Origin of the sequence: Streptomyces durhamensis (assembly GCF_000725475.1) — a bacterium.
In the GTDB taxonomy this organism is placed as follows: domain Bacteria; phylum Actinomycetota; class Actinomycetes; order Streptomycetales; family Streptomycetaceae; genus Streptomyces; species Streptomyces filipinensis.
The window spans coordinates 124,456-146,673 of sequence record NZ_JNXR01000021.1; the positions used below are offsets into that span (position 1 = coordinate 124,456).

Annotated in this window: 21 protein-coding genes and 4 pseudogenes; 15 read left to right on the forward strand and 10 right to left on the reverse strand. The window is 69.6% G+C overall.

The annotated features are described in order from the left end of the window. Window positions 1-66 precede the first annotated feature (66 nt). The 3 genes and pseudogenes from IO33_RS0129935 (at window position 67) to IO33_RS47940 (ending at window position 3,085) form a co-directional block, all read left to right on the forward strand. Complete coding sequence (locus IO33_RS0129935; protein WP_245235920.1) at window positions 67-1,407, forward strand: hypothetical protein; 1,341 nt, start codon at window positions 67-69, stop codon at window positions 1,405-1,407. Window positions 1,408-1,556: 149 nt separating this feature from the next. Then, window positions 1,557-1,904, forward strand: coding sequence for a VOC family protein (locus tag IO33_RS0129940; protein WP_031170683.1), 348 nt, complete (start codon window positions 1,557-1,559; stop codon window positions 1,902-1,904). A gap of 475 nt (window positions 1,905-2,379) precedes the next feature. Beyond that, window positions 2,380-3,085: pseudogene (locus IO33_RS47940) on the forward strand (IS5 family transposase). A 182-nt stretch (window positions 3,086-3,267) separates the two neighbouring features. On the opposite strand, the gene IO33_RS0129955 reads toward IO33_RS47940, so the two are convergent. The 3 genes from IO33_RS0129955 to IO33_RS0129965 form a co-directional block, all read right to left on the reverse strand. Continuing rightward, window positions 3,268-3,993 (reverse strand): nucleoside/nucleotide kinase family protein, encoded by a 726-nt coding sequence (locus tag IO33_RS0129955; RefSeq protein ID WP_031170688.1) that lies wholly within the window; start codon window positions 3,991-3,993, stop codon window positions 3,268-3,270. A 175-nt stretch (window positions 3,994-4,168) separates the two neighbouring features. Continuing rightward, window positions 4,169-4,321: a hypothetical protein gene (locus tag IO33_RS50600; protein ID WP_157857934.1), complete on the reverse strand. Its 153-nt coding sequence runs from the start codon at window positions 4,319-4,321 to the stop codon at window positions 4,169-4,171. Between the two features lie 40 nt (window positions 4,322-4,361). Continuing rightward, entirely contained in the window at window positions 4,362-5,183 is an 822-nt protein-coding gene (locus tag IO33_RS0129965) for a lipase family protein (protein WP_031170690.1), read from the reverse strand. Window positions 5,184-5,524: 341 nt separating this feature from the next. On the opposite strand from IO33_RS0129965, the gene IO33_RS0129970 reads away from it, so the two are divergent. Both IO33_RS0129970 and IO33_RS0129975 read left to right on the forward strand, forming a co-directional pair. Next, window positions 5,525-5,845, forward strand: coding sequence for a PadR family transcriptional regulator (locus IO33_RS0129970; RefSeq protein WP_031170691.1), 321 nt, complete (start codon window positions 5,525-5,527; stop codon window positions 5,843-5,845). Then, entirely contained in the window at window positions 5,842-6,687 is an 846-nt protein-coding gene (locus tag IO33_RS0129975; protein ID WP_031170694.1) for a hypothetical protein, read from the forward strand. The genes IO33_RS0129970 and IO33_RS0129975 overlap by 4 nt, the downstream gene beginning before the upstream one ends. Window positions 6,688-6,883: 196 nt before the next feature. On the opposite strand, the gene IO33_RS50605 is transcribed toward IO33_RS0129975, so the two are convergent. Both IO33_RS50605 and IO33_RS0129990 read right to left on the reverse strand, forming a co-directional pair. Further along, the gene (locus IO33_RS50605) at window positions 6,884-7,291 is read right to left on the reverse strand and encodes a hypothetical protein (RefSeq protein ID WP_031170698.1); all 408 of its coding nucleotides are present in this window, start codon (window positions 7,289-7,291) and stop codon (window positions 6,884-6,886) included. Window positions 7,292-7,618: 327 nt separating this feature from the next. Further along, window positions 7,619-8,089, reverse strand: a complete 471-nt coding sequence (locus IO33_RS0129990) for a hypothetical protein (protein WP_031170700.1) — start codon at window positions 8,087-8,089, stop codon at window positions 7,619-7,621. A gap of 638 nt (window positions 8,090-8,727) precedes the next feature. Between IO33_RS0129990 and IO33_RS0129995 the strand changes: the two genes are divergently transcribed. Further along, window positions 8,728-8,934: a hypothetical protein gene (locus tag IO33_RS0129995; protein WP_031170702.1), complete on the forward strand. Its 207-nt coding sequence runs from the start codon at window positions 8,728-8,730 to the stop codon at window positions 8,932-8,934. 210 nt (window positions 8,935-9,144) lie between these two features. On the opposite strand, the gene IO33_RS0130000 is transcribed toward IO33_RS0129995, so the two are convergent. Continuing rightward, the gene (locus IO33_RS0130000) at window positions 9,145-10,617 is read right to left on the reverse strand and encodes a sialidase family protein (protein ID WP_051927054.1); all 1,473 of its coding nucleotides are present in this window, start codon (window positions 10,615-10,617) and stop codon (window positions 9,145-9,147) included. Window positions 10,618-10,856: 239 nt separating this feature from the next. Here IO33_RS0130000 and IO33_RS0130005 point away from each other — a divergent pair, with 239 nt between their 5' ends. Together IO33_RS0130005 and IO33_RS0130010 are read left to right on the forward strand one after the other, a co-directional pair. Continuing rightward, window positions 10,857-11,396, forward strand: coding sequence for an ArsR/SmtB family transcription factor (locus IO33_RS0130005; RefSeq protein WP_031170706.1), 540 nt, complete (start codon window positions 10,857-10,859; stop codon window positions 11,394-11,396). Further along, window positions 11,393-12,688, forward strand: a complete 1,296-nt coding sequence (locus tag IO33_RS0130010) for an MFS transporter (protein WP_031170708.1) — start codon at window positions 11,393-11,395, stop codon at window positions 12,686-12,688. Before IO33_RS0130005 ends, IO33_RS0130010 begins: the two co-directional genes overlap by 4 nt. Before the next feature lie 79 nt (window positions 12,689-12,767). Here the strand turns inward: IO33_RS0130010 and IO33_RS54190 are convergent. Further along, window positions 12,768-12,908, reverse strand: a pseudogene (locus tag IO33_RS54190) (aromatic-ring hydroxylase C-terminal domain-containing protein); the annotation flags it as partial. Window positions 12,909-13,360: 452 nt separating this feature from the next. Between IO33_RS54190 and IO33_RS0130015 the strand changes: the two are divergent. The 3 genes from IO33_RS0130015 (at window position 13,361) to IO33_RS0130025 (ending at window position 16,156) form a co-directional block, all read left to right on the forward strand. Beyond that, entirely contained in the window at window positions 13,361-13,852 is a 492-nt protein-coding gene (locus IO33_RS0130015) for a DUF2975 domain-containing protein (RefSeq protein WP_031170710.1), read from the forward strand. Further along, the gene (locus IO33_RS0130020) at window positions 13,852-14,073 is read left to right on the forward strand and encodes a helix-turn-helix domain-containing protein (RefSeq protein WP_031170711.1); all 222 of its coding nucleotides are present in this window, start codon (window positions 13,852-13,854) and stop codon (window positions 14,071-14,073) included. The genes IO33_RS0130015 and IO33_RS0130020 overlap by 1 nt, the downstream gene beginning before the upstream one ends. Window positions 14,074-15,679: 1,606 nt before the next feature. Continuing rightward, entirely contained in the window at window positions 15,680-16,156 is a 477-nt protein-coding gene (locus IO33_RS0130025) for a hypothetical protein (protein WP_031170713.1), read from the forward strand. A 38-nt stretch (window positions 16,157-16,194) separates the two neighbouring features. On the opposite strand, the pseudogene IO33_RS0130030 reads toward IO33_RS0130025, so the two are convergent. From IO33_RS0130030 to IO33_RS46125, 3 genes and pseudogenes are all read right to left on the reverse strand, one after another. Continuing rightward, window positions 16,195-16,374: pseudogene (locus IO33_RS0130030) on the reverse strand (ATP-binding protein); the annotation flags it as partial. Window positions 16,375-16,681: 307 nt separating this feature from the next. Beyond that, complete coding sequence (locus IO33_RS50610) at window positions 16,682-16,918, reverse strand: hypothetical protein (RefSeq protein ID WP_157857936.1); 237 nt, start codon at window positions 16,916-16,918, stop codon at window positions 16,682-16,684. A gap of 408 nt (window positions 16,919-17,326) precedes the next feature. After that, on the reverse strand, window positions 17,327-17,788 hold the full coding sequence (locus IO33_RS46125; RefSeq protein ID WP_051927055.1) for a hypothetical protein: 462 nt from the start codon (window positions 17,786-17,788) through the stop codon (window positions 17,327-17,329). Between the two features lie 215 nt (window positions 17,789-18,003). On the opposite strand from IO33_RS46125, the gene IO33_RS0130050 reads away from it, so the two are divergent. The 4 genes and pseudogenes from IO33_RS0130050 to IO33_RS51805 all read left to right on the forward strand — a co-directional run. Further along, a complete protein-coding gene (locus tag IO33_RS0130050; RefSeq protein WP_037686285.1) occupies window positions 18,004-20,349 on the forward strand; it encodes an LPXTG cell wall anchor domain-containing protein in 2,346 nt (781 codons plus the stop codon). Window positions 20,350-20,738: 389 nt separating this feature from the next. After that, window positions 20,739-21,194, forward strand: coding sequence for a VOC family protein (locus IO33_RS0130060; protein WP_031170723.1), 456 nt, complete (start codon window positions 20,739-20,741; stop codon window positions 21,192-21,194). 319 nt (window positions 21,195-21,513) lie between these two features. Beyond that, window positions 21,514-21,948, forward strand: a complete 435-nt coding sequence (locus IO33_RS50615; protein ID WP_031170725.1) for a class I SAM-dependent methyltransferase — start codon at window positions 21,514-21,516, stop codon at window positions 21,946-21,948. Between the two features lie 9 nt (window positions 21,949-21,957). Beyond that, a pseudogene (locus IO33_RS51805) lies at window positions 21,958-22,071 on the forward strand (IS5/IS1182 family transposase); the annotation flags it as partial. Between the last annotated feature and the right edge of the window lie 147 nt (window positions 22,072-22,218).

The following is a 22,218-nucleotide window of genomic DNA, read 5'->3' on the forward strand; positions in this document are numbered from 1 at the left end:
AACGATGCGCGGCGACGGCACCAGGGCCGGGCCGGCCGCCGAGTGGGCGCGAAGGAGATGATCGCCGTGTCCGACACCGAACCGACACCCGGCTGCGAAGTCCGCACGACGCCGCGGGAGCTGGCGAGGGAACTCACCGTACTGACCGAGGTGGACTGGCAAAAAGTCTGGCCAGGAGCGGGTACGGGCTACGAACCGGACCCCGCATGGCTCGCCCGGTTCGACTGGAAGGTGGTCAACTTCCAGTGGCGGACCAACGACTGGGGCCCGATCACGGTCCAGACCCGCACCGGAAAACAGCACCACCTGTCCACCACCACATCTCACTCGCAGACGTACGCGCGCGCCTCCCACCGGCTGTGGAGCGGCGCCACCCCCGACCGGCGCGACGGGGCGCACGAGAGCGAAGCGGCACAGGCGGCCGACGTATGGGCCGAGTACCTCGTGGCCGCCCGGAGCGTACTCGGCACACCGACCTGGTCCGGCGCCTGGGACGGCGCGGACTTCCCCGTCGGCTTCGGCAGCAGATCGGGGCCGCTCGAAGAACGGCGCAGGTACAACCCGTACCGGCTCGCCGTGTGGAATCCACCGGGTCCCGAGTCCGCGGTCATCATCCTCACCGTCTTCCGCGACGGCTACGGCAGGCACTCCGTCGAGCTCGAACTCCTCGATCCCGCGAACATCGCCCTGGACGACGGCTACGCCGAAGTAGAGGCAAAGGTCCGCGCCGTCGGCCCATGGGGACCGGCCCCGCAGGACAGACCCCTCTACGGCGATCCCGAACCGGAAGACAAGCCGGAGACGACCTGGCAGGAGGTGGCCGCACAGCTCAAAGGGGTCTCCGCATGGGACTGGGACGCGATATTCGGCAGCCACTCGTGGAACCGGGCGTTCGCCACAGTCGGCGAACTGGAACGCTGGGCGCGGCGACTGGGCTGGACGGTGTGCGGCACCCACAGCTCCGCGTGCGTCTGCGTCACCACGCGGGAAGGGCTGTCCCTGTGGCTGCCGCCGCTGCTCCGGTATCCCGCACGCGTGAACTGGCTGGAGTCGAAGCTGTGGAGGATCAGCTCCAAGCCCTCCTCCCCGCACCACCGCAATGTGCTGGAACCCGCCGCCGCTCTCTGGGCGGACTGCATGAGGGCCGCCACCGAGAACCTCGGAGAGCCCGGATACCGCGGTCATCCCGACGACCCGGGCCTCCCCGAGGAATGGCACGGCTGGCGCCGGGAGACACGGGGCTTCAAGATCCGCACCCGGTGGCTGGCGCTCTGGCCCTCGTCCGGCGAACCGGCCCCGGCGATCGGGCTGTTCATGCAAGGCGGCTTCATGGAACGGGGCTACGACCATGAAGCCGCGCAGCTCGACCTGCGTATCTGGCGACCGGCAACACCCCGCACGATCTGACACCGCCGTTGCGCGAGTGAGCCCGATCGCGACATCCGGCTTCCTCCCACCCGGCCCCACCCCGTGGCCCGAGGTGCGTGCGAGGGCGGACTGGCCGTAGTACTCCTGGGCAGGCATGGAAACACCTCTGTTCTTCCCAGGAGTCCTTGATGGCCGTTCGCCGTGTCGTACCCAACATCCAGTCGCAGAGCGCGCACAAGAGCCGGGAGTTCTACGGCCTGCTGGGCTTCGAGGAGGTCATGAACCACGGCTGGATCATGACGCTCGCCTCCCCGTCCGGCCCGACAGCGCAGATCAGCATCATGACCAGCGACAAGACCGCGCCCGTGAGCCCCGACATGAGCATCGAGGTGGACGACGTGGACGCGGCCTACGCGGTCATGACGCACAGCGGCGCGGAGATCATCCACCCCTTGCAGGACGAGGAGTGGGGCGTGCGGCGGTTCTTCGTCCGCGACCCCGACGGACGGGTGGTCAACGTGCTCGGCCACCGCTGACGTCCCCTGATGACCGTACTGCTCAGAGCCACCGGCGGCAGGGGCCTGGCGCGCGGCCCCCGGGAGTGAGCGCCGCGTTCTCCTCGCCGGCGGAAGCTGTTGGGGCTGCTGGCGGGTGCTGGGGTGCGTTGCCGGACGGGAGCGCCTGTGCGCCCTGCACGCCCTCTCCACGAACACGGCCTGTGCGCCGCACGGTCAGATCGTGGGGGATACCTGGGAGCAGGAGTGTGTGGGGCGCGGTGACGGCAGCGGATGCCCGGATGCGGCCGTACTGACGATCGACGCGGGGATCGCGGTGTACCGGTGCGATGACTGCCGGCACTACTGGGAGCTGGACGAGACGGAGCCGGGACGCCGGGCGGACGGGGACGATGGGCGGACCCGGCCGCTCGGGGATCCGAGGGAGGCAGGGCCGGGAACAGCGGCCTAGGCCGTGTATCGAAAGTGGATCTTGAGCTGTGAATGATCTCGGTTCATGGGTCGGGGAGATCTCACGGACGAACAGTGGGCGGTGCTGGAGCCGTTACCCATCTGGCCTCGGCGGCAGTTGATCGACGGCATACGGTTCCGGGTCCGGACCGGTGTTCCGTGGCGGGACGTGCCCGTCGAGTACGGACCGTGGGGCCGGATCTACGACCTGTTCCGCCGATGGCAGCGGAATGGCACCTGGCACCGGATCCTCACCCGTCTCCAGTGCCTGGCCGACGCGGACAGCGCGATCACATGGGACCTGAGCGTCGACTCCACGGTGTGCCGAGCTCATCAGCATGCGGCCGGGGCCCGCAAGCAGGGTGACCTGCAGAAAGAACCACCGACCAAGCTGCACCTGGCTGTCGAGCACGGTCACGGCCGGTCAGCGCGGCGACTCGCCTCAGTTCGAGCCCGTGCTGGGGAAGATCCGCGTGCCTCGCATCGGGCCGGGCCGGCCACGCCTCCGCCCCGACCGGGTGCGGGCCGACAAGGCGTACGCCTCCCACAAGAACCGCGCCTACCTGCGCCGACGCGGGATCCGCTGCACCATCCCGGACAAGGCCGACCCGGCCGACTACCGCGAGCGTCACGCGGCCGAGTGCGGGATCAACCGCCTCAAGAGACATCGCGCTGTCGCCACGCGGTACGACCAGCTCGCCGTCCGCTACGAGGCGACCGTCCTCATCGCGACCATTAACGAGTGGCTGTGACCCGCGGTCTCGCGCAGCGGGATCCACGTTCCACGGCGCGGGCAGATCGCTCCCGCAGAAGACGCAGACGAAGTCGTCCTCACGCACGATGTTGCCTCGGCACCAGCCCGAGACCCCGGTCTCTGCCTCCTCCTCCCAGGGGCTGCGACAGCCCCTGACCGCAGGCCCTGTGCGCGGAGAGGTCACGACTCCACGATGCGCGGACTGGCGAACGACGAGTTATCGATGACGACGTCCATCATCGGGATCGGGTCGACTTCCTGAAGATAGAGACGTTCTGCCACCAGATACCGGTTGCGGTGGATCGACTCCGCATCGTTCCCGGCCCAGCCCTGATCACGGTCAGCACCTCGCTGAACGGACAGTTCCGAATCCACCTGCAACCAGAGACGGAAGTCCCAGTACCCGTTGATCTCCGGCCGGAAGGCGAAGACGCCGTCCACGATCAGCACCGAATCCGAAGTAAGGGGCGCCGCATCTGAGGAATGATCCTGCTGCGTCAGCGGGTCGATGCTGCACAGCACACACGAGGTCGCCTCCGGCGACTGGCAGGGTCCAAGCAGCAGCCGCTTGACCGCGTCATAGTCGAACGCGTTGCGGTAGTACCCCTCACCTGACTCCCGGTCATACAGGTGCCGGTCCTTCCATGGTTTCTTGAAGTCATCAAGAGTCGCCCGGAGCACGGGCCGTCCCGCAGCGCTGATCCACTCAGCCAGTTCGTGCCCGAAACTCGTCTTGCCCGCGGCGGTCAGACCGTCGATCCCCACCACCAGACGCCCCTGACCGAGAGCCAGGATCCGCTTCGCGACCCATTCGACCAGCGCACTGCGTTCGTCAGAGGTCGCCGCAGGACACGGCTGCTGCCAAGTCGAAACCGAATAATGCACGCCCGCCTGCTGCAGTCCCATGAGGTGAACCTACCGGCTCTCTCAACGCCGATAAAGATCACCCTGCCCGACCTCCTACGGAGACACAGGCAAGCGCATAGAGCAAGATCCAGTGCGACGGGACAGCTGGGCTCTCGGATGGGTTCAGAAGCAGGCACTGAACCCGCCCATGCATGTCCTGGCCGGTGTCGCCCGACTACACCGAAGCCTCCGCCCCTGCGCTGGGGGCGAACCCGCTCCCCTGCTCGGCGAACACCTTGATCGCGGCGCCCAGGAACTCCACCAACCCGGGGTGGTAGGAATCGGGCGCCGAGGCCCCGCCCGACACGGGGCCGGCGCCGACGGACACGCGGCGGCCGCAACGCCGCTGTGGCGTCGCTGTACCGGGGTCAGGTGAGGTTCTTCTCCAGCGCGGTCAGGTAGCTGTGCATGAAGTGGTCGCGGACGCCGTCGCCGGCGGGTGCCAGTGGGTCGGCGAGCAGGCCGGCGGCGTGGTCGGTGAGGCCGCCGATCAGAGGCATTGCTTCGCGGACCTTGCCGTGGGAGTCGATGTAGCGCAGCGCATCGACGTGGGTGTAGGGAGGCGCGGGCGGCATCTGGGGGACGATGTCGTTGTTGTTGACGAACCGGTACATCCGGTCCTTGAAGCCCTTGTTGTAGGCCTTCGCCAGGACGCTGTCGCAGGTGCGGGGCTGGCCGTAGGTGTAGACGCCGTCTGCGGCCAGGCGCGGGTCCTCCAGGTACATGCGGGCGCCGGCGAGCATGGCGAGGGCCCCGCCGAGGCTGTGCCCGGTGAACCAGACGGATTGCCCGTTGGTGCGCAGCTCGGCGTGGGTGTTCTTCACGTCGGGCCAGATCGACTCCAGCGCTTCGCCGAAGCCGTCGTGGACGTAGCCGGTGCCGGCCGGGCCGGTCCGGGGCGGGGTGGTGGCATCGGAGAGCCAGTCCTTGATCTGCTGCGGTTCTGTTCCGCGGAACGCGGTGACGATCATGTCGTCGCTGGCCATGGTGTAGGCCTGCGTGTCCTGCAGCGGGAACGGCGGTGTGAACCGTGTCTGGTGGTGCCGGACGGTGTCGAACCCCCACTGCCGGGACTGTGCCTCGATGGTGGCCTCGTCCTTGTACGCCAGGTCCGAGGCCAGTGCGAGCCAGTAGGCGCGCTTGAGGCTGTAGTCGGTGGAACGGTGATCGATCTCTACGGGTACGGCCACAGCGGCATCCTCCTGGCTCGGACCGGGCGTCGACGGGCCGGCCGCACGGGCGTCGGCAGCCCTTCGGCCGGACTTCGCCTCGCCGGAGGCATGTGCCTCCGGCGCTACAGCCCTTCCACGTCGAAACGCCGACGGCCTCACGGTTCACTCAGATGGAGAGAGCGCACCGGGCGGTGAGCGCGAGAACCTGCGCCGGCGCGCACCGTTGCAGCGGGTGGCGGAGCTCGGCGGGCGGGGCGCCGCGAGAGGCATCGTGTGCGGGTCCTGCCGCATCGGGCCACTGCAACGTACTACGTAGTATCGTATAACGTAGTAGTGGGGAGGAACGAAGGAGGTGCCTGATGCCGCGTCAACGAGACCGCGTCGGATGGGCCGAACCCGCGCTGCTGATCCTGGCCAGCCTGGCCGACGGACCCAAGCACGGCTACGCGATCACCAAGGACGTCGAGGAACAGACATCCATCAAGCTGGGACCGGGCACGCTGTATGCCGCCATCGCGCGGCTGGAGGAACGCGGCCTGGTCGCGCCGCTGGACGAGGACGAGCGCCGGCGGCCCTACCGGCTCACCGCGCAGGGCCAGACCGTGCTCGACGACAAACTCCGGGCGATGGCCCGCTTCGCACGCACCGGGTTGACCCGGCTGGGGGTGGCAAACGCGTGATCAACATGGCGGCCCGGATGGCCTTGCGGGCATACCCTCCCTCGTTCCGGGAGCGCTACGGCTGCGAGCTTGAAGCACTGGTCGAGGATACCGGCGCCGGCCCGAGCGTCGTCGCGGACCTCTTGGGCGGCGCGCTGCGGGCATGGCTTCGCCCGGTGATGCCCGATGAGTCCGCCGAACGGCGCCGCCGCCGCATGCAGGCAAGCGTCGCCACCACCTGGGTCACCTGGTGCGCCGCACTGTATGCCCTGCCGATGCTGCGCTTCATCCTGTCCGAGGAGCCCTGGCCGACTCCGGATTCGGTACGCCGACTGCTCGACGTCGCGCAGTACGCCATGTACGGCGCCGGCCTCATCCTGCTGGTCGGCGCCCTCGCACTCCTTGCGGAATCCTCCAGAACCGGCAACTGGACCGCGTGGCGCCCGCTGGTGGCTCTGATCCCGACGCTGCCCACGTGGCTGATCGCGCCGCTCCTCCTGGCATTCGCCTCCATCGATCCGGTCTCCTACTGGGTCGGGGCCCTGGGGATGCTCGGCCCGGCAGCGTTCCTCATCACCGCGGCGGTCACGCCGGCCGTCGTCGTCACCCGGTGCCGGCCATCTGCCAAGGTGTTGCGGCTGCTTGCCCTGTCCGGGGTCGCGGTGGCGTTCGCCGTGACGACGACAGGCATCGCCTGTGCTGCGACGCTGGCCATGAACACCGATGACGCAGCCCAGCTGGTCACGATCCCCCTACTCGCCGTCACCGTGGCCGCATCCGCAGCAGCCCTGGTCAGCTCCGGCCGCGGAGCCAAGGCCGCGCTCCACAGAGAGCATCCGGTGGATCTCGAGGCTGATGTGTGAGTGAGGCGGTGACGCTCTCACTCCAGGCGGGCGCAGGCCGGCTGCCGCCGCAGCTGTTCGGCGCCGGGCTTCACCCGCCGGCCCGCGCCCTCCTGCTCCGCGCGGCCGAGACGGCCGGGCTTTGCCCGCCCCAACCGCCCGCGGTCCGCCGCCAAGGCCCGTTCGAAGGTCCTGACGTCGATGCCGGGATGCGGCGTCAGGACCGGAGCCCGCATCCTGATGCGAAGTTCCGGGCCGTCGATCCGAGGTGAACAACCCTCCAGGGGGTTCGAGAACACCCCGCCGCGCCGCTTCCGACCTCGTCGTCGGCGCGGACGGGCTCCACTCCAACGTGCGCTGCCTCGTCTTCGGCGACGAGTCCCGCTTCAGCGCCTTCACCGGGGCCTACCTCGGAGTGCTGACCCTGCCGAACAGCGCCGCGCTCGGCGGCGAACTCCTTCTCCACGTCGGCGTCGGCCGCACCGCCGGCATGTACGGCGCGCCGCACCTCGGCGACGCGCGGGCCCTGTTCCTGTTCCGGAGCGAACGGGAAGTCGACCACCACCACCACCACGACAGGCCCCGGCAGCAGGAGCTGCTGCGCGGTGCGTTCGACGGCATGCACCCTGAGGTGGACCGCTGGCTGGACGAGCTCGACCGCACCCCGGCGTTCTCCTTCGACTCGATCACCCAGCTGTCCCCGGGCCGGGAGAAGGCGGCTCCGCCACCTGAGTGTGGATCAAGTCGAGGAGGTCACGGGGCCGGTGGAGGAACGTGCGAGTCGACGGCGCCCGCGTCAGTGTGCTCGGCCTGGCGTCCGTGCGGAGCGGCGGAGCCTGACACGGGTCCGGACCAGCAGGCCAGCCGGGACGCCGGCCCGCCACGGTCTGCCCGGCCGGCCACCTGCCGAGTTCGATGGACGGCCGGGACACGCGGCGGTGATCCCCCTCAGTCAGCGGTTGTCGGGGCTCAGCAGCGCGGCGGCAGCGGCGACGAAGGCCTCGGACGCTTCCTTGGCCGCGTGCCGCCGGGCGTCCAGCTCGGTGCGGCCGGTGGCCTTGCGCAGCGCGTACGTGGCATCTGCGGCCTGCTGGGCGGGGCCGGTCAGCTCGGGGACCAGGACCTGAAGGCGGATGTGGGGCGCGGTGATCGCCGCCCGGGTGTCGTGGGACCTCGTCTGAGCCTCCAGCTGGTGCTCGCTGCCCGCGTCGGCCAGGGCCAGACGCTCCCGGTGGAACATTGCCGAGCGGTGCGCGTCCAGGGCGGCCGCGAAGTCGGTGACGGCGCCGAGCTGGTCCTGGCGGTGGCTGTCGGCCCGCTGCTCGGCGCGCGCGGTGCGTGCGGAGCGGTGCTGGAGAAGTCCGGCGGTCAGGGCACCGGCGAGCGTACCGAGTACGGCAACGATCGAAGGCCATATGGACATCAGGTGCGGGGTCCTCTCGGATGGTCGGTTTCGGCAACACGTGTTCTCGTCGCTGCCGGGACCGTTCCCGGCAGCGACCAAGAACGTTTCCAGGTACTGCGCCAGGCCCGGGCGTACGCATCCAGGGTGCGCGGCGCACGGCCGAGGTCTTCCCACGCGTGCAGCCAGGCCGCTGAGTGCTCTGCCGCTGCGGTACCGGCCGCTTGGCCACGAGGGTCACCGAGCTGCTCAAGCCGCCCTGGAAAGCCCTCCCCGGCACAACTTGAGCGGTTAAGGGAAAATAGCGCCCGCAGCGTCCGACGGGGCTCGTTCGCCCCCTGCGACCTGCACTTTCCTGCGGACGCCGAGCAGAGCGTGTAGCGTCCGGCCACCCTCCGCTGCCAAGGGCGTGTTTCCGCACGTCAACACGGCTCTCAGCACGGAGCCGGTTGCGGACGCCGCCCCGTGCGGAACGACGAAGAGACCACCCGTCCTGCCGGGGTGGTCTCTTCGTGCCAGGCCTGTCCGACGGGCCGCGTCACCGACCCCGCACCCGACGGCACTGTCACCCGAATGGCGCAACATGACGTGCCACCCACATGGGTGAAGATCAAACTGGCTAGTGCCCCGACCGAGGCAATCCGTGAAAGGGGAACCACATGCGCATGCGACGAATCCTCGCCGCCGTCATCGCCACGGCGGCCCTCGCCGGACTCGGCCTCACAGGCGCTGCCACCGCCGCCGCCACCGCGAAGGGCACCCCCTCCTACGTCACCCCTTCTGAGTGCAAGCAGGGCGGCGGAACGGCCGATCTGACGGCCAACCTCTGCAGGGGTGGCACGCACGACGGGGAGAAGATCGACTGAACCTGCCAAGGCGCCCCGCAGCCACGCGCCGCGGGGCGCTCCCGTGCGAGCGTGGCCGGGAGAGCCGCAGGGACTGTGCCGAGCCGTCGGGCACGCCAGGTCCGCGTCGGCCTGGAAGCACGCGGTGTGTCCGGACGACGTACGAGTTCTGGGCGGACGGCAGGCCGGTGCAGCCGTCGGCGGTCGGCCGGGCGACGGCGTCCGCGGCGGTCAGGGGGTGCGGAGGCTGCCGGTGTACACGTCCGTACGGTTCTGTGGTGCGCCGGAGTGGGTCTCGGTGAGCACCGCCCGTACTCCCTTGCCGTCTGCCGCCAGGCCTTGGTAGTCGCCGAGGAAGTAGCCCCCGGCGAACGGCGCCTGCAGCCAGTCGAAGACCCGCGAGATCCGTCGTTCGGTCCGCAGCCTCGGGTCTCCGTGCCGCAGCGTGGCCAGTTGGTAGGCGGTGGGCACAGTGGTGGTGTTGCCGGGCCTGAGGAAACGCAGGTCGTAGTAGGTGAGCGCGACCGTGCCCCGCTCGGCGACCGCGATCGACGGTGAGAAGGCCGCAACGCCCTTGGGGCTGATCAGCTCCGGGGTCCCCCAGGTGCGTCCGCCGTCGGTGGACCGTACAAGCTGGACGGAGTCGAACTTCCCACCGGAGAAGTCCGAGCCCTCGTAGGCCATGTACAGGGTGCCTGTCCCGGGGTCGACGGCCGGGCTCGGCAGGGTGGCCGCGGCGCGCAGCAGTGTGGCGGGGTCGTTCGGGTCGACCTCCGGTACGGAGGTGTCCCGGGCCACCGTGACCGGGGCGCTCCAGGTCTTTGCGGCGTCGGTCGAGGTGACCACCTCGTAGCGGGCTTCGACGACGGTGCTCAGGTCGTCGGAGTAGGTGATCCGGTCGAAGAAGTCGTACAGGGTGCCGGTGCACCGGTCGGCGACGATCAGATGGCCGATGGTCTGGGTGTTGGGCACGGTGCTGGTGGCGACGAACGGCCGGGCCCTGCTCCAGGTGCGGCCGCCGTCGCGGGTGAGGGAGATGTAACCGGGACCGTCGAGGGAGCTGGGGCCGGGCGGGTCGTTGTCGAGGCGGTTCCAGACCTGGTAGGCGGTGCCCTTGCGGATCGGGTCGGCGGTGAGGGAGGGCTTGTCGTTGAAGAACGGCTGCTCGTCGACGTGCGTGGTGGTGAGGTTCTGCCAGGTGCGGCCGCCGTCGCGGGACGTGACGGCCAGGAGGGCGGTGCGCGTGCTCTTCGTGAAGTCGACGCCCTCCCCGCCGGCGTAGACCGTGCCGTCCGGTCCGGTGCTCACCCAGGGGTCGGTGGCCCGTTCGTAGTCCGCGCCGCCGGGGGCGCACAGGCTGAACGGCAGCGTGCTCCGGTGGAAGGTGTGGCCGTCCGTGGTCCAGCCGGCCGCCAGGCCCCGGGCGCCGCCGTCGTTCCAGCGGTCCTGCTGGAACACGGTGACCACGCGCTTGGGTTCGCGCGGATCGACGGACAGGTACGGCTCGACCTCGGTGCCCGGGTAGACGATGCTGCCGGGGGACCTCGCTCCGATGGTGCACTTCGCGTACGGGTCGCCCTGGGACACCTTGACCAGGGGTGTGCCGTCGGGGCTTTGGTCTGCTGCGGCGGCACTCGCGCCGGTGACCGTCACGAGCAGGAGCGCGGCGGTGGTGACGGCGGCCAGGGGCAGGAAGACGCGCATGCGGGATCTCCTCCGGGCCTGTCGGCCGGGTACGGGACCGCCGTCGTCGGAGCGGCCTGGGGCGTGGAGGCGTACCGGAACGCGAGGGTGGGCGACTCCGCTTGGTCCCTTTTCGGCGGTGCAGCCGGTGACCTTGATGGGCCGAACGGCGGAGTCGTCCCCGGGGTCGTCGAGGAGATTTCGAAGGTCCGCGCGAAAACCCCTTGCCCAATGGTCAAGAATCGTTGACCATTGCTCGTATGCCTACCGATGATCTTCCCGAGACGTTTCACGTCACCACGGACGACCAGTTGCGCGCCGTCTCCAATCTCACGCGCCACCGGATCATGGCCGTGCTCCGCTTCGAGCCGGCGACGATCACACAGATCGCCGAGCGGGTGGGCCTTGCGAAGGGGAGTTCCAGCTATCACGTGCGGCTGCTGGAGCGGGCCGGCCTGGTGAAGGTGGTACGGACGCGGAAGGTGCGCGGTGTCACCGAGCGGTACTACGCGATGGCCGCGCGGTCGATCGTGCTGCCGGATCCGGGCGAGGGAGGGCCCGATGTGCTGATGCGGCATGCGGTGGCGGACCTGGAGGCGTCGCCGGCGGAGGGCGAGCGGCACGTACGGATGGCGCATCTGCGGCTCACCGACGAGCAGTTCGCGCAGCTGGGGGCGCGGCTGCAGGCACTGGCGGACGAGTACCGGGAGCTGTCCGATCCGTCGCTGCCGGACGCGTCACTCGTCTTCGCACTGTTCCACCCGGCACGGGGCGAGCAGACCGAGGGGAGCGCCAAGTGACCTCGGACGTCCGGAAGTTGCCGACCGGGTTCGGACGGCTGTGGACCGCGCAGACGGTGTCCTCGCTCGGTGACGGGGTGTCGCATGCCGCACTGCCGCTGCTCGCGGTGACGTTGACGCGGGATCCGATGGCGCTCGCCGTCGTCACGGCCGCCGGGACGCTGCCGTGGCTGCTCTTCGGGGTGCTCGGCGGTGCGCTGGTGGACCGCTGGGACCGCCGGCGCACGATGTGGGTCATGGACGCGGCCCGTGCGGTGCTGCTCGCGATACCGGCGGCAGCGGCCGCGCTCGACATGCTGAGCATCCCGCTGCTCGCGGCCCTCGCCTTCCTGCTCGGCCTCGGCTCACTCTTCTTCGACACGGCCGCCACGGCCTATCTGCCGGATCTGCTCGGCCGCGACCCCGCACTCCTGGAGCGGGCCAACTCCCGCCTGCGCGGAGCCCAGACCGCCATGTCCGGCTTCGCGGGGCCGCCCGCGGGCAGTGCGCTGCTCGCGCTCGGGCGGGCGGTTCCGCTGCTCGCCGACGCGGTGTCGTTCATGTTCTCCGCACTGCTCGTACGGTCGCTTCCCGCCCTGCCCCGGCCCGCGCCGGAGATCCGCGAGACGCTGCTTCGGCAGGCGCGGGCCGGGGCCGCGTACGTCTTCCGGGACCGGTTGCTGCTCGGGCTCGCGCTCCGCCCGGCGGTCGGGAACATCGCCTTCCTCGCCGTGGAGACCGTCCTCGCCCTCTTCGCACACGACCGCCTCGGCATCGACACCTACGGCTTCGGCCTGCTCCTCACGGCGGAGGCCACCGGCGGACTGCTCGGTGCGGGCATCGCCTCCCACCTCGGCCGACGACTCGGCACCGGCACCGCACTGACCTGCACGGCCGCAGTCGAAGGGCTTGCCATCCTGGGCCTTGCCGCTGCCCCCAACCCGTACGCGGCCGGGCTGGCGCTCGCCGTCTGCGGGGCCGGCATGGGCGCCACGATGGTGCTCGGGCCCTCCCTGAGGCAGGCGATCGTCCCGGCCCACCTCATGGGCCGGGTCGCCTCCACCTCCCGCATGCTGGCCATGTGCGCCGCCCCCGTCGGAGCCTTCCTCGGCGGCTGGCTGGCCACCACCTACGACATCCGCACCCCGCTCTACGCCGCCGCCGTCCTCCTGCTGGCGATGACGGCCGTCACGGCATCCATGACCAGCAACCGCCGGGTCGAGGCGGCGCTGCGTGCCGCCGCCCCGGCCGGCGGTCCGGATCACCCGGCATCCGAGGAACCCGCCCGGGAGAACGCACCCGACGTGGTGTGACGCCTGCCGCGAAGGCGTCACGACACGTCGGGTGCCAGTTGGGGATGTGACGCGCAGCGAGGATGCGGAGCTGGGGCTGCTAGTCGGTGGTGCCGAACCAGCGGGTGGCGGCGCGTCCCGACTCTGCGAGGTCGGGGTCGCAGCCGTCGGCCCAGGCGATGACGCCATCCGGGCGGACGAGGAGGGCGCCGCAGCCCAGCTCGTTCTTCGCGCTGTGGGCGCGTACCGGATCACGTCCTCGCGGTCCGTGAGTGCGTCGGCGAGCCGGCGGCCGGCAGTGAAGTCGAGGGCGACGCCTTGCCCCTGGCGCATGTAGTCGCTGAGGCGGGCTCCGTCGGTGAAGTGGGAGTCGGGTGCGTCACGGCGGGGGTGCGTGCTGCCCAGGTCATAGCGCTGGGAGCCTGACGTGCGGTGGTAGACGTAGGTGGTTGCGTCGCGAGAGCGGTCGCCGTCTACGCACCCGAGCAGCGGCGCATGCCACGGCAACCGGCAGCGGGGGAGGGCAGCACACGTCAGCGCCGCCCCTGTGGCCCCCGAGCGGCCGCCGGCCGCGCCGCCCCCGGCCACGGACCCCGTGCTGCTCGTGGTGCTGGGGATCGTCATCGCCCTGACCCTTGCTTCATCTATCGAAAGTCGATAGATTCTCATCGTAATTCGATGGAAGGTTGGGTCGTGGGAAAGCTGACAGTGGGTGCGCTGCGCGCCGTGCTCGTGGTGGTGCTCGCCGGCACCGTGTTCGTACAGGCAGGGATGGTGTGGGCGTTGGTCAGCAAGAGCGACCCGGAGGACGGATCGCTCCCGCTGACCGCGCTGCGCGTGATCACGATCCTGGGCATGGTGTCGGCCCAGGTCGCCCTGGCCTGCGTAGGGCGGCTGGTGACGATGGTGCGACGCGGCACCGTGTTCTCCCACACCGCCTTCCGGTACGTGGACGGAGTGATCGGCGCGATCGTGGCAGCTGCCCTCATGTGGTTCACGGTCACGGCCCTCAACGCGCCGGGCCAGCGGGACGACCCGGGCGTCACCGTCATCATGGCCGGGATCGGCGTGGCCATCCTGGGCGTCGCGCTCATCGTGCTCGTGCTGCGGATGCTGCTCGCCCAGGCCGTCGCGCGCGATGTCGAAGCGGCACAGATGCAAGCCGAGTTGGACGAGGTGATCTGATGCCGATCGCCGTCGACATCGACGTGATGCTGGCCAGGCGGAAGATGTCCGTAGGTGAGCTCGCGGACCGCGTTGGGATCACGCCCGCCAACCTGGCGGTCCTCAAGAACGGCCGCGCCAAGGCGGTGCGCTTCGCGACACTCGCCGCGCTCTGCGAGGTGCTCGATTGCCAGCCGGGCGACCTGCTGCGCTGGGAGACCGAGGAGGCCGCGGGCGGATGACACGCCCGGGGGGCGTGAGAACGTCTGGCACCACCGGCCTGTGACAGGGCAGGCGGACCGCAGGGACGTGGATCACCGATCACCCGCAACGCCGCCCCCGCCCCATGGGTTGGCTTCCGGTCGACCTGCACCGCACCGTCCTGGTCGGCGACCGCGGCCTGCGAACGTGCCCCTCCGGCTGCCCTGGTCCGGTCTCGCCGTGCCCGTACCCGCCCGTCTCGGGTCCCGCCAGGAGCCCGGCCCCGGCCCCGCACGAACCCCGGCAGTGGGCTTCCCCGTTGGGGTGTTGGGGGTGCCGCGGTCCCGGTACGCGGCCGGGCCGGGCCCACGGTGTGACGAGGCGTCCGGACATCTTTTCGTCCGTGCGGGGCCGGCCAGTACTCGCTGCAGCGGACCGACGCCGGTATGGCCGCCTGTCCACAGGACTTCACGCGCGAGAGCGCGCTCGACGACCCCGTGCTCGGGCTGACCATCGACCGGGCGCGCTCGCGACCTGCGCGCAGGAGTGCCCGTCGCCGCCGCCACCCAGCGAGCCGCGCCGGCCGGAGATCACCCGGAATGCGGCGAAGGCCTTCAGTGAGCGTGGTGATGCCTTCGATGAGCGTGGGGTCGTCGAGGGCTGACGGTTCGTGATCCCTGCGGTACGCCGTCTGCATGAGGTGTGCGCGCGGCGGCGTATTCACCGCGGAGCGGCGGCCGTTCCGTGAACGACCGTGGTGGGCGGCGGCCGAGCCCTTCGTCCAAAGCGGTGGCACTGCCGGACCTCGTCCTGCCGCAGGCCGAGAGGAGACGTCGGTCCTGAACCTGGCCGCGTCACCCCTGCGGGTGGTGCCGGTGAGGCGCGGGCAGACAGGAGGGTTGCACACCGGCCAGTCTCCGCTCGGACCGGCCGGTCCGGGGGCGGGCAGGTAGGCCTGTTCATCCGGAGCTTACGGTTCGACGTGGTGTGCAGGTCGGCGGCGGGGCCCGACTCGGTCGGCTCCTCGCCGGGACACGGCCGATGAGGACTTGGTTGCCGCGGGCGCCGACTCCGCATCTCCGCCGAGCCGGCCGCGGACCGCTGCCCCCGCCGGCCTGGCCGACAGGCAGCGCAAATCCTTCGAGGGCCGTTGGCCAGACGTCACCGGCCCAACGGGCACCGTCTTCCGGCCTGTACGGGTGCCGCCGAAAGCCCGGCCCCAAGCGGAGGAAGGGAGCGCCGATCCTGATCCGCCTGATCGTCTTCGGATCGGTGTCATAGAGGCGAGGCGCTCTTGTCCAGCTCCCTGCGCCCGGCTTACGGAAGCCTTCGCCGACCGCCGCACCCTCAGCCGGCCTTCGCCGGGGGCCTCTGGCCTTGCTCCGCCCGGCGGATGCGCGGCACGAAGGTGCGTGCCGCGGAGTTGAGCACCTTCGGATCTGCGGCTGGAGTCGCGAAGGACCACCCCGTCTCGAGAAATCACAGAGCGTGGCTGCTCCACAAAAGGGGGACCAGAACCTGAATTGGGGCAGCGCTTGGTGATCAAGCCGCCGATCGGTGGTCACGAGTTCTGAAGCGCAGGGCTCCTCCGTGGGGGTCTGCCCGGCCCACGGAGTGCTGTCAGCGGATGGGGCTAGGGTCCCTGATGTGAGTGACCACTACGACCTGTTCCTGGCGGTGGACCTGCCGCCGGACCTGCCAGAGCCGGTGCTTGGGGAAGTGAGGTGGCTCCTGGGGCAGGCGGACATGCCGACAGAGCCGAAGTCGGCCGACTGGGAGTCATGGGGCGGTCCCTGGCAGGCCTTCGACGGTGGCTCGGCGAGCCACTCGTTCGACGGGGCCGATGTCTCCCTGCTGGTCCGTGCCACGGACAGGCCGAACCGGGACGGCAGCGAAGCGTGGGCCCTGACCGTCCGGACGTGTGTCCACGAGGACGACTTCGGGGTGACGATGGACGTCGTCGGATGGCTTCTTCGACACGCGACCACGCGAGGGTGGGTCGGGTTCGTCCGTGACTCCAGCCTGGGCCAGGTCCGACATCTCGTGCGCCACGAGGATGGCTTCGATCTTGTCGATGTCCGCCCGGCCGGCCAGCCGCAGCGTGTCCCCTGGTCATCGCGGTAGCCCGGCTCCAGGCGGGGCATGCGGAACGACTGAAAAGGTCAGCTGGCGGTGCTCTCGGCCCGGGCTCGGGTGGTGGCGAGGCGGTAGGAGGAGGTGCCGGTCTCGATGAGGGTGCCGTCGAAGGAGAGGCGGTCGACGATGGCCGCGCAGAGGCGGGGGTCGGTGAAGATTTTGGTCCAGCCGCCGAAGGACTCGTCGCAGGCGACGGCGACGCTTTGCTCGCCGGGACCTTCGGCGAACTGCGCGAACTCCACCACCCGGCCGCTGCGGAGCGGCGCGCATCTGCCGGTGCCACCGGCGAGCGCGGCATCGCCGGCACCTTCGAACCGAAGGCTGCCGACGGGTCACCTCCCGCTTGGTCCGCCCCTCGTCAGCGGCACCCCGGTTTGCGGCATGGCCGAAGGGCCGCCGCCCGCGCGGCGCATGGTCCGCGTTGGCACGCTCAGCCGGCGGCACCACGGGGCACCGGGGACGCCGGAAGACCCGGCCGGAGCCTGAAAACTCCGGCCGGGCTGACGGCCGTCGTCAGACGCTCCACATCTCCTTCATCGTCTTCACTTGGCCCTTGGCGTCCAGCGTGACGTCATAGATGTTGCCGAAGCAGCCGTAGGGTGCCTTCACCTTGGGGTAGTCCTTGGTGGGAGCCCCGATTTCCTCGGCCAGGCAGCGGTCGATGTGCAGCGACAGCTGCTCATGGTCGACCTGCTTCCACTTGCCGGGGCCGGCAGCGAGCGGCGAGAAGCGCAACCGTGCTGAGAGCACGGCGAGTTGACATCATTCTTCCATTCCCCCGAATGAGAGAGCTCGGTAACGTGATCATGGTTGATCGACGGAGCTTTCTACACCACGGAGTTGTTGAAAGGCCAATCGGCGAGGCCGGTAGCGATGCCCGTCAGGAGTGCCTGCGAGGACTTCGCCCGCCGCGACCAGCGCACCAGCGTCGCCCGCTCGTCCTCGGACAACACCGGCTAGCAGTGCTCCGTCAGGTTCTGCTTCTGCTGGTCGGCGGGGGCGGCCGCAGGTGGTGCAGGTGCCAGTACCTGCCGCGGCACCGAAGCAAACACATCGCCAACGAACTCCGATAACTCACCACGGAGCCGATCCACTTCACCCGGCCTCACACCACAAAGACGCCCACCGCCAGGCGAGATCACTCGACGTGACGGAGCACTACGAGAACCAGCCTTCGAGAGCGTCGCGGAGGTGGTTGTCGTCGTCGCGCAGGAACAGGGCCAAGATCTCGTCGCCGGGGCAGAGAACGGCCAGTTCCTCCTCCTCGCCCTCGTCGTCCAGCCCGATACCGCCGGTTCCTCCTGCCTGGATGACGAAGGGGAGATCGTCCGGGTCGCCTCCGGGACGCTGCTGCCACTCCATGCCGTGAGCGCGGGCGAACACCTCGCCGAGGTACCAGCAGGCGCCCTGGACGAACGCGGTGTCCTGAGCGGCCTCGATCTCACCTGTGGAGGAGAAAAGGGACCGGATCAGGGCCTCAAGGCGGTCCACGGACTCCATGGTGAAGTCCCAGCCGCCGCCCGCCTCGGCCGCCCACAGCTCGAAGGCGTCCTGCCGCTCGCTCAGCCACTGCTTCAGCAGCGGGTTGCCCGTCCACTCGTTCTCGTCGCCGGTGCTCATGGCGCCCGAGCATACGCAGCCCGTCTGATGGTCCAGTAACGATCCTGTGTGGAACGCCAGTTGAGGCCCGGCGCGCCGTGAAACAGTCATGACCTGAACATGGTGAGTCCTTTAGGGTGTGGGCTTCGGCGGCGCCAACGACCACGGGGGCCCCTGGCGCCCCGGGACCCTGAACACCTCTCACCCTTTTTTGGGCCCCTCACGGGAGAAGCTACGTGAGCCACCCCATACCCCGCCGCAGGCGCAATCTCTTGCGCGTCGCGGTCTCTCTCGCCTGCGCCGGCATCATGGCGTTCAGCGGTCTGCCGCAGCTGACCGGGCAGGCCGAGGCGGCGCGCCGGCCGCCGAGTCCGGGCAAGCCGTGCGACCAGAAGTTCGGCACCTCCGGCACACCGGCCGCGCCGGGCTCCCAGCCGTGGGAGACCGACGGCAGCGTGCGCCCGGCGATCGACTGGGACTCCTACGGCTACGACAACCCCCGCGAGTCCTTCGACGGCCTCACACTGCCCGACGACCCACAGGAACGCGACGCCTTCCTCAAGAAGATCGGACGCAACTACCGTAAGTACAAGGAGGACGACCCACGTCGCGTCTACGCCCGCTACAACCTCAACCAGCGCTCCGGCAAGCGTAAGGCGGCATCGTTCGACGAGTACCTGAGGAACAACTACATCGGTACCTACGGCAACAACCGCCGCGGTGACGCCTTCCACCGAAAGCTCGTCAACGACCTGAAGCTCCATGGCCCGGACTGGCTGTGCGAGGTCGAGATCGACGTCAAGGACCCCGACACCGGCAAGACGTACCGGCGGCGCCTGGACGCGCTCAACCACAAGACGGGCGAGTTCGTCGAGGCGAAGGCCGGAGGCCAGCACGACAGCAAGCAGAACGCCGCCACCCGGGCCCTGATGAAGGACCCGAGGTACAAGAACTACCGTATGCGGTACGTGTTCGGCGATGGGCAGTCCGGCGAGACGCAGAAGTTGATGAACAAGTTCCGGCAGGAGTTCGGCCGCAACAACCTCGGCCAGCGCCGCCTGACCACCTACGAACATCGCGCGCTGGGGCTCCCGCAGTACGAGCGCACCAAGTACTCGCGCGTGGACACCAACCTCGCGCCGCCCGGACGGTACTCCTACGCCGGCGGCGCGGCGAAGATCGTGGACAGCTCCCCGCCCACCCGCGAGATCGCCAAACGCGAGAACGCCTACGTCCGCAGCCTCGACCCGAACGGCAACCGCGTCCGGGGCCCGGGCGGCGTCGACTTCACCAGCCTCGAACTCAAGTACGTCGGCAAGCCGGTGAAGGGCAAGGGCATCGACTACGCGTTCTCCGCGAAGAAGAACCCCGACCCCGACGGCAACCCGTCCTTCGGCGGCAAGGCCAAGGCCAAGCTGATCTCGGACTCCTTCTTCGCCTGGCTCGCGCTCACGCCGGACAAGTTCTGGGTCAACCTCAACCCGGACCAGCCCGACCGGATCATGGACTCCACGTTCGCCTCCACCGACGCCGGCCGCGTGCTCCTGGAGGCCGATCTCCAGATGAAGCACGACTTCTTCAAGGCCATGGACCCCAAGACCGACCTCGGCAAACGCTTCTGGGCCCAGCTCCCCAGGGTCGACGGCCGCCCGTGCTTCACCACGATCCGCAACTGGATCGAACCCAAACCCGCGAAGGTCCGCGAGCAGGACGGCGGCATCTACATCCTGGACGCCCCGCTCCGCCTGAAGTCGGTCGAGCAGGACTTCGCCACCCAGCCCGGCGGCGGCGAAGCCGCCTGCCACCCCACCAAACCCCAGCGCGACCAGGCCCAGTCCGTCATCAACCGGATGATCGTCCCGGCGGTCGAGAAGACCATCAACACCGCACCCCAGTACGCGGACCTGCGGCGCGTCTACACCTCCCGCGTCGCGGCCGAGTGGATCCGCGTCCAGGACGCGAAGTCGCCCACCGATTACCACAGCATCATCAACAGCAACGACGTGAAGCGGTGGCCGCTGCGCGCCCCGAACCAGAAGTGGGACAAGAACGAGCTGTTCCAGCGGTACCGGAAAATCTACCTGAACGGCGAGTTCAAGTACAACGTCGACACCGACCAGGGCGTCGTGGTGTACATGGTCGGGGGAGTCGACTTCTCCAAGGCGCCCAAGCGGAACATCACCGCTCTCCGCTTCCGTGCGCAGCACCGCAACCTGCCGCGCACCACGAAGGACAGCGTCAAGGCGATGACGAACGACGCCGAGGACGCGAGCATGCTCTACCTCGGCGGCACCACCGACACCAGTGCTACGCCGCCCGGACCGAGCCCGACGCCGACGAAGCCGACTCCGGCGCCGTCAGGCAGCACCGGGCACCCGTCCACCCCCACGCCCGCCCCGTCCGGCAGCCACACGCCGAGCCAGCCGCCCGCCACACCGCCCGCCAGCGACGACGGTGACAAGGGCGGAGGCCTTGCTGACACCGGCGCCCAAGTGCTCACCGTCGCCGCCATCGCCGCGGCGCTCCTCGCGGCCGGCGTAGCGCTCGTCTGGTTCCGGCGCCGCCGCACCCACGGCAGCTAGCCTGTCCATGAAGTGACAGAAGTGCGGTAGGCGGCCCCCGCACACCCCGCGTCTTGAGGGTGTGCGGGGGCCGTCGCATATCCGCCCGACCTCAGCTTCCGCCAGGACGGACGCCGAAAATCCAAACGCGGATACGCTCCAGGAGCGCCCTCCACTCCCTCTCGCTCATGTCCCCCGGGTAGTCGTGGACCAGGACGGCTTTCCGCTGACCGGTCGGGTCCGGTGGGCGGCTGGTCTGCCCCGCATGCACTGCCTGGTCGTCGACGACGAGACCCGCCTGACCGATCTGGTCGTCCGCTACCCGCCGAGTACGGCCAACCGCGCACGAGGTCGTCAGGGCCTGTGGTGAAAGTGGAGGGTCTGTCAGACCTGCCTGGGATGCTCCGTGCATGGAGATGACAGTGCAGCTGACGATCGACTGCTCCGATCCGCAGAAAATGGTGACGTTCTGGGCTGAGGCGCTGGGCTACGTGCCTGAGCCTGCGCCGGGCGGGCACGGCACCTGGCATGCTTACTGGGCGGCGGTGGGGGTGCCCGAGGCAGAGTTGCCGGCCGGTGCCGGGGATATTCCGGAGTCCATCATCGATCCCGCGGGACGTGGACCGAGGGTGTGGTTCCAGCAGGTTCCGGAGCCGAAGGCCGCCAAGAACCGGTGGCACTTCGACCTGAAGGTCGGTGGGGGCCGTGACGTCCCCCTGGACGTCCGCACACAGCGGGTCAAGGCCACGGTGGAACGGCTGGTCAAGGCTGGTGCCACCGTGCTGCGGATCAAGGATGAGCCGGACACCGGGTTCTACGCCGCCGCCCTGCAGGATCCCGAGGGCAACGAATTCGACGTCGTCTGAGGGCCGTTGCGGCGGTGCTGGTCACAGCAACTCGTCCACGGCTGCGCCCGGCACCGTCGCCTCGTAGCGCACGGAGAGTGGCTTCGTTCATCTCTGGGAACAGCGATTGCCGTAGGTTGGCGGAGGCAGTTGGAGATCAATCGCCTCGTGAATCTCGACGAGAGATGACGTCACTTCGCGGCCACGGATGTGGGCCGGCCAGCCGCCTCACCGTCTTTGACCGCCTTGGACCAGGCCTGTGCCCCCACCCTGGGGTGTAGCTTGCATGTCCACCCCGGAGCGGATCCGTCCTCGGATGCCTGTCTGCTGAGATAAACCCGTGCCTGTCTCGTTGCCCCGCATCTGGCCCAGCCCCGACAGCAAGCCGCTCCCACCGGCGAAGACGGCTGAAGTCTTTCGTGTCTTCGCCCGCGACCTGGCAGCTGGTCGCCGTTCCTGGGACGGCGAAACGGCCCATTTCGTCGCCGCCCAGTTCGATCAGCGAGCCGCCGACTGGGACACCACCCGTGCCACCGGCCGAGACGAGCCCCTGCGTGATGCCCTGGACCGCGGCGGCCCTTTCCCTGATGGCGCTTGCCTGGAACTCGGATCAGGAACTGGCCTGTTCACCCGGTTGCTCCGCAGCGTGTTCCCTCGGGTGATCAGCGTGGACCTGCCCGCGGCAGACGTCGTCGCCGCCTTGCCTGGAGACTGGCAGGCCGTCGAGGCCAACGCCGGCTGGGGCAGCTGGGCCGTCTTGCGCCGTGCTCGCTGAGGTTGTTGGGTCAGCCGCTGCATCGACCGCTTGAAGCAGTGGAGCGGCCTGGCCATGCGAACCGACACACGCGCCATCACCCACCAGGCCGCACTCCACCTCGCCGCGATCCTCATGTGGACCCCGACGCCACCCACGATCCCGACGACATCATCGTCCACGGCGGCCAAGGCCATCGCGGCCAGTGCAACGTACTCATCCGCCGTTGTTGCTGTTGCCCGGCCCGGCACGCGCCAGGGGACACCGCCCAGGCCGAGGCTCCAGACGGCA

Excerpts from the sequence above, each read along its gene's own strand:
- IO33_RS0129940 (WP_031170683.1), top strand. The coding sequence starts at position 1,557 with ATGGCCGTTCGCCGTGTCGTACCCAACATCCAGTCGCAGAGCGCGCAC.
- IO33_RS0129955 (WP_031170688.1), bottom strand. The coding sequence starts at position 3,993 with ATGGGACTGCAGCAGGCGGGCGTGCATTATTCGGTTTCGACTTGGCAG.
- IO33_RS0129970 (WP_031170691.1), top strand. The coding sequence starts at position 5,525 with ATGCCGCGTCAACGAGACCGCGTCGGATGGGCCGAACCCGCGCTGCTG.
- IO33_RS0129990 (WP_031170700.1), bottom strand. The coding sequence starts at position 8,089 with ATGTCCATATGGCCTTCGATCGTTGCCGTACTCGGTACGCTCGCCGGT.
- IO33_RS0129995 (WP_031170702.1), top strand. The coding sequence starts at position 8,728 with ATGCGCATGCGACGAATCCTCGCCGCCGTCATCGCCACGGCGGCCCTC.
- IO33_RS0130000 (WP_051927054.1), bottom strand. The coding sequence starts at position 10,617 with ATGCGCGTCTTCCTGCCCCTGGCCGCCGTCACCACCGCCGCGCTCCTG.
- IO33_RS0130005 (WP_031170706.1), top strand. The coding sequence starts at position 10,857 with ATGCCTACCGATGATCTTCCCGAGACGTTTCACGTCACCACGGACGAC.
- IO33_RS0130020 (WP_031170711.1), top strand. The coding sequence starts at position 13,852 with ATGCCGATCGCCGTCGACATCGACGTGATGCTGGCCAGGCGGAAGATG.
- IO33_RS46125 (WP_051927055.1), bottom strand. The coding sequence starts at position 17,788 with ATGAGCACCGGCGACGAGAACGAGTGGACGGGCAACCCGCTGCTGAAG.
- IO33_RS0130060 (WP_031170723.1), top strand. The coding sequence starts at position 20,739 with ATGGAGATGACAGTGCAGCTGACGATCGACTGCTCCGATCCGCAGAAA.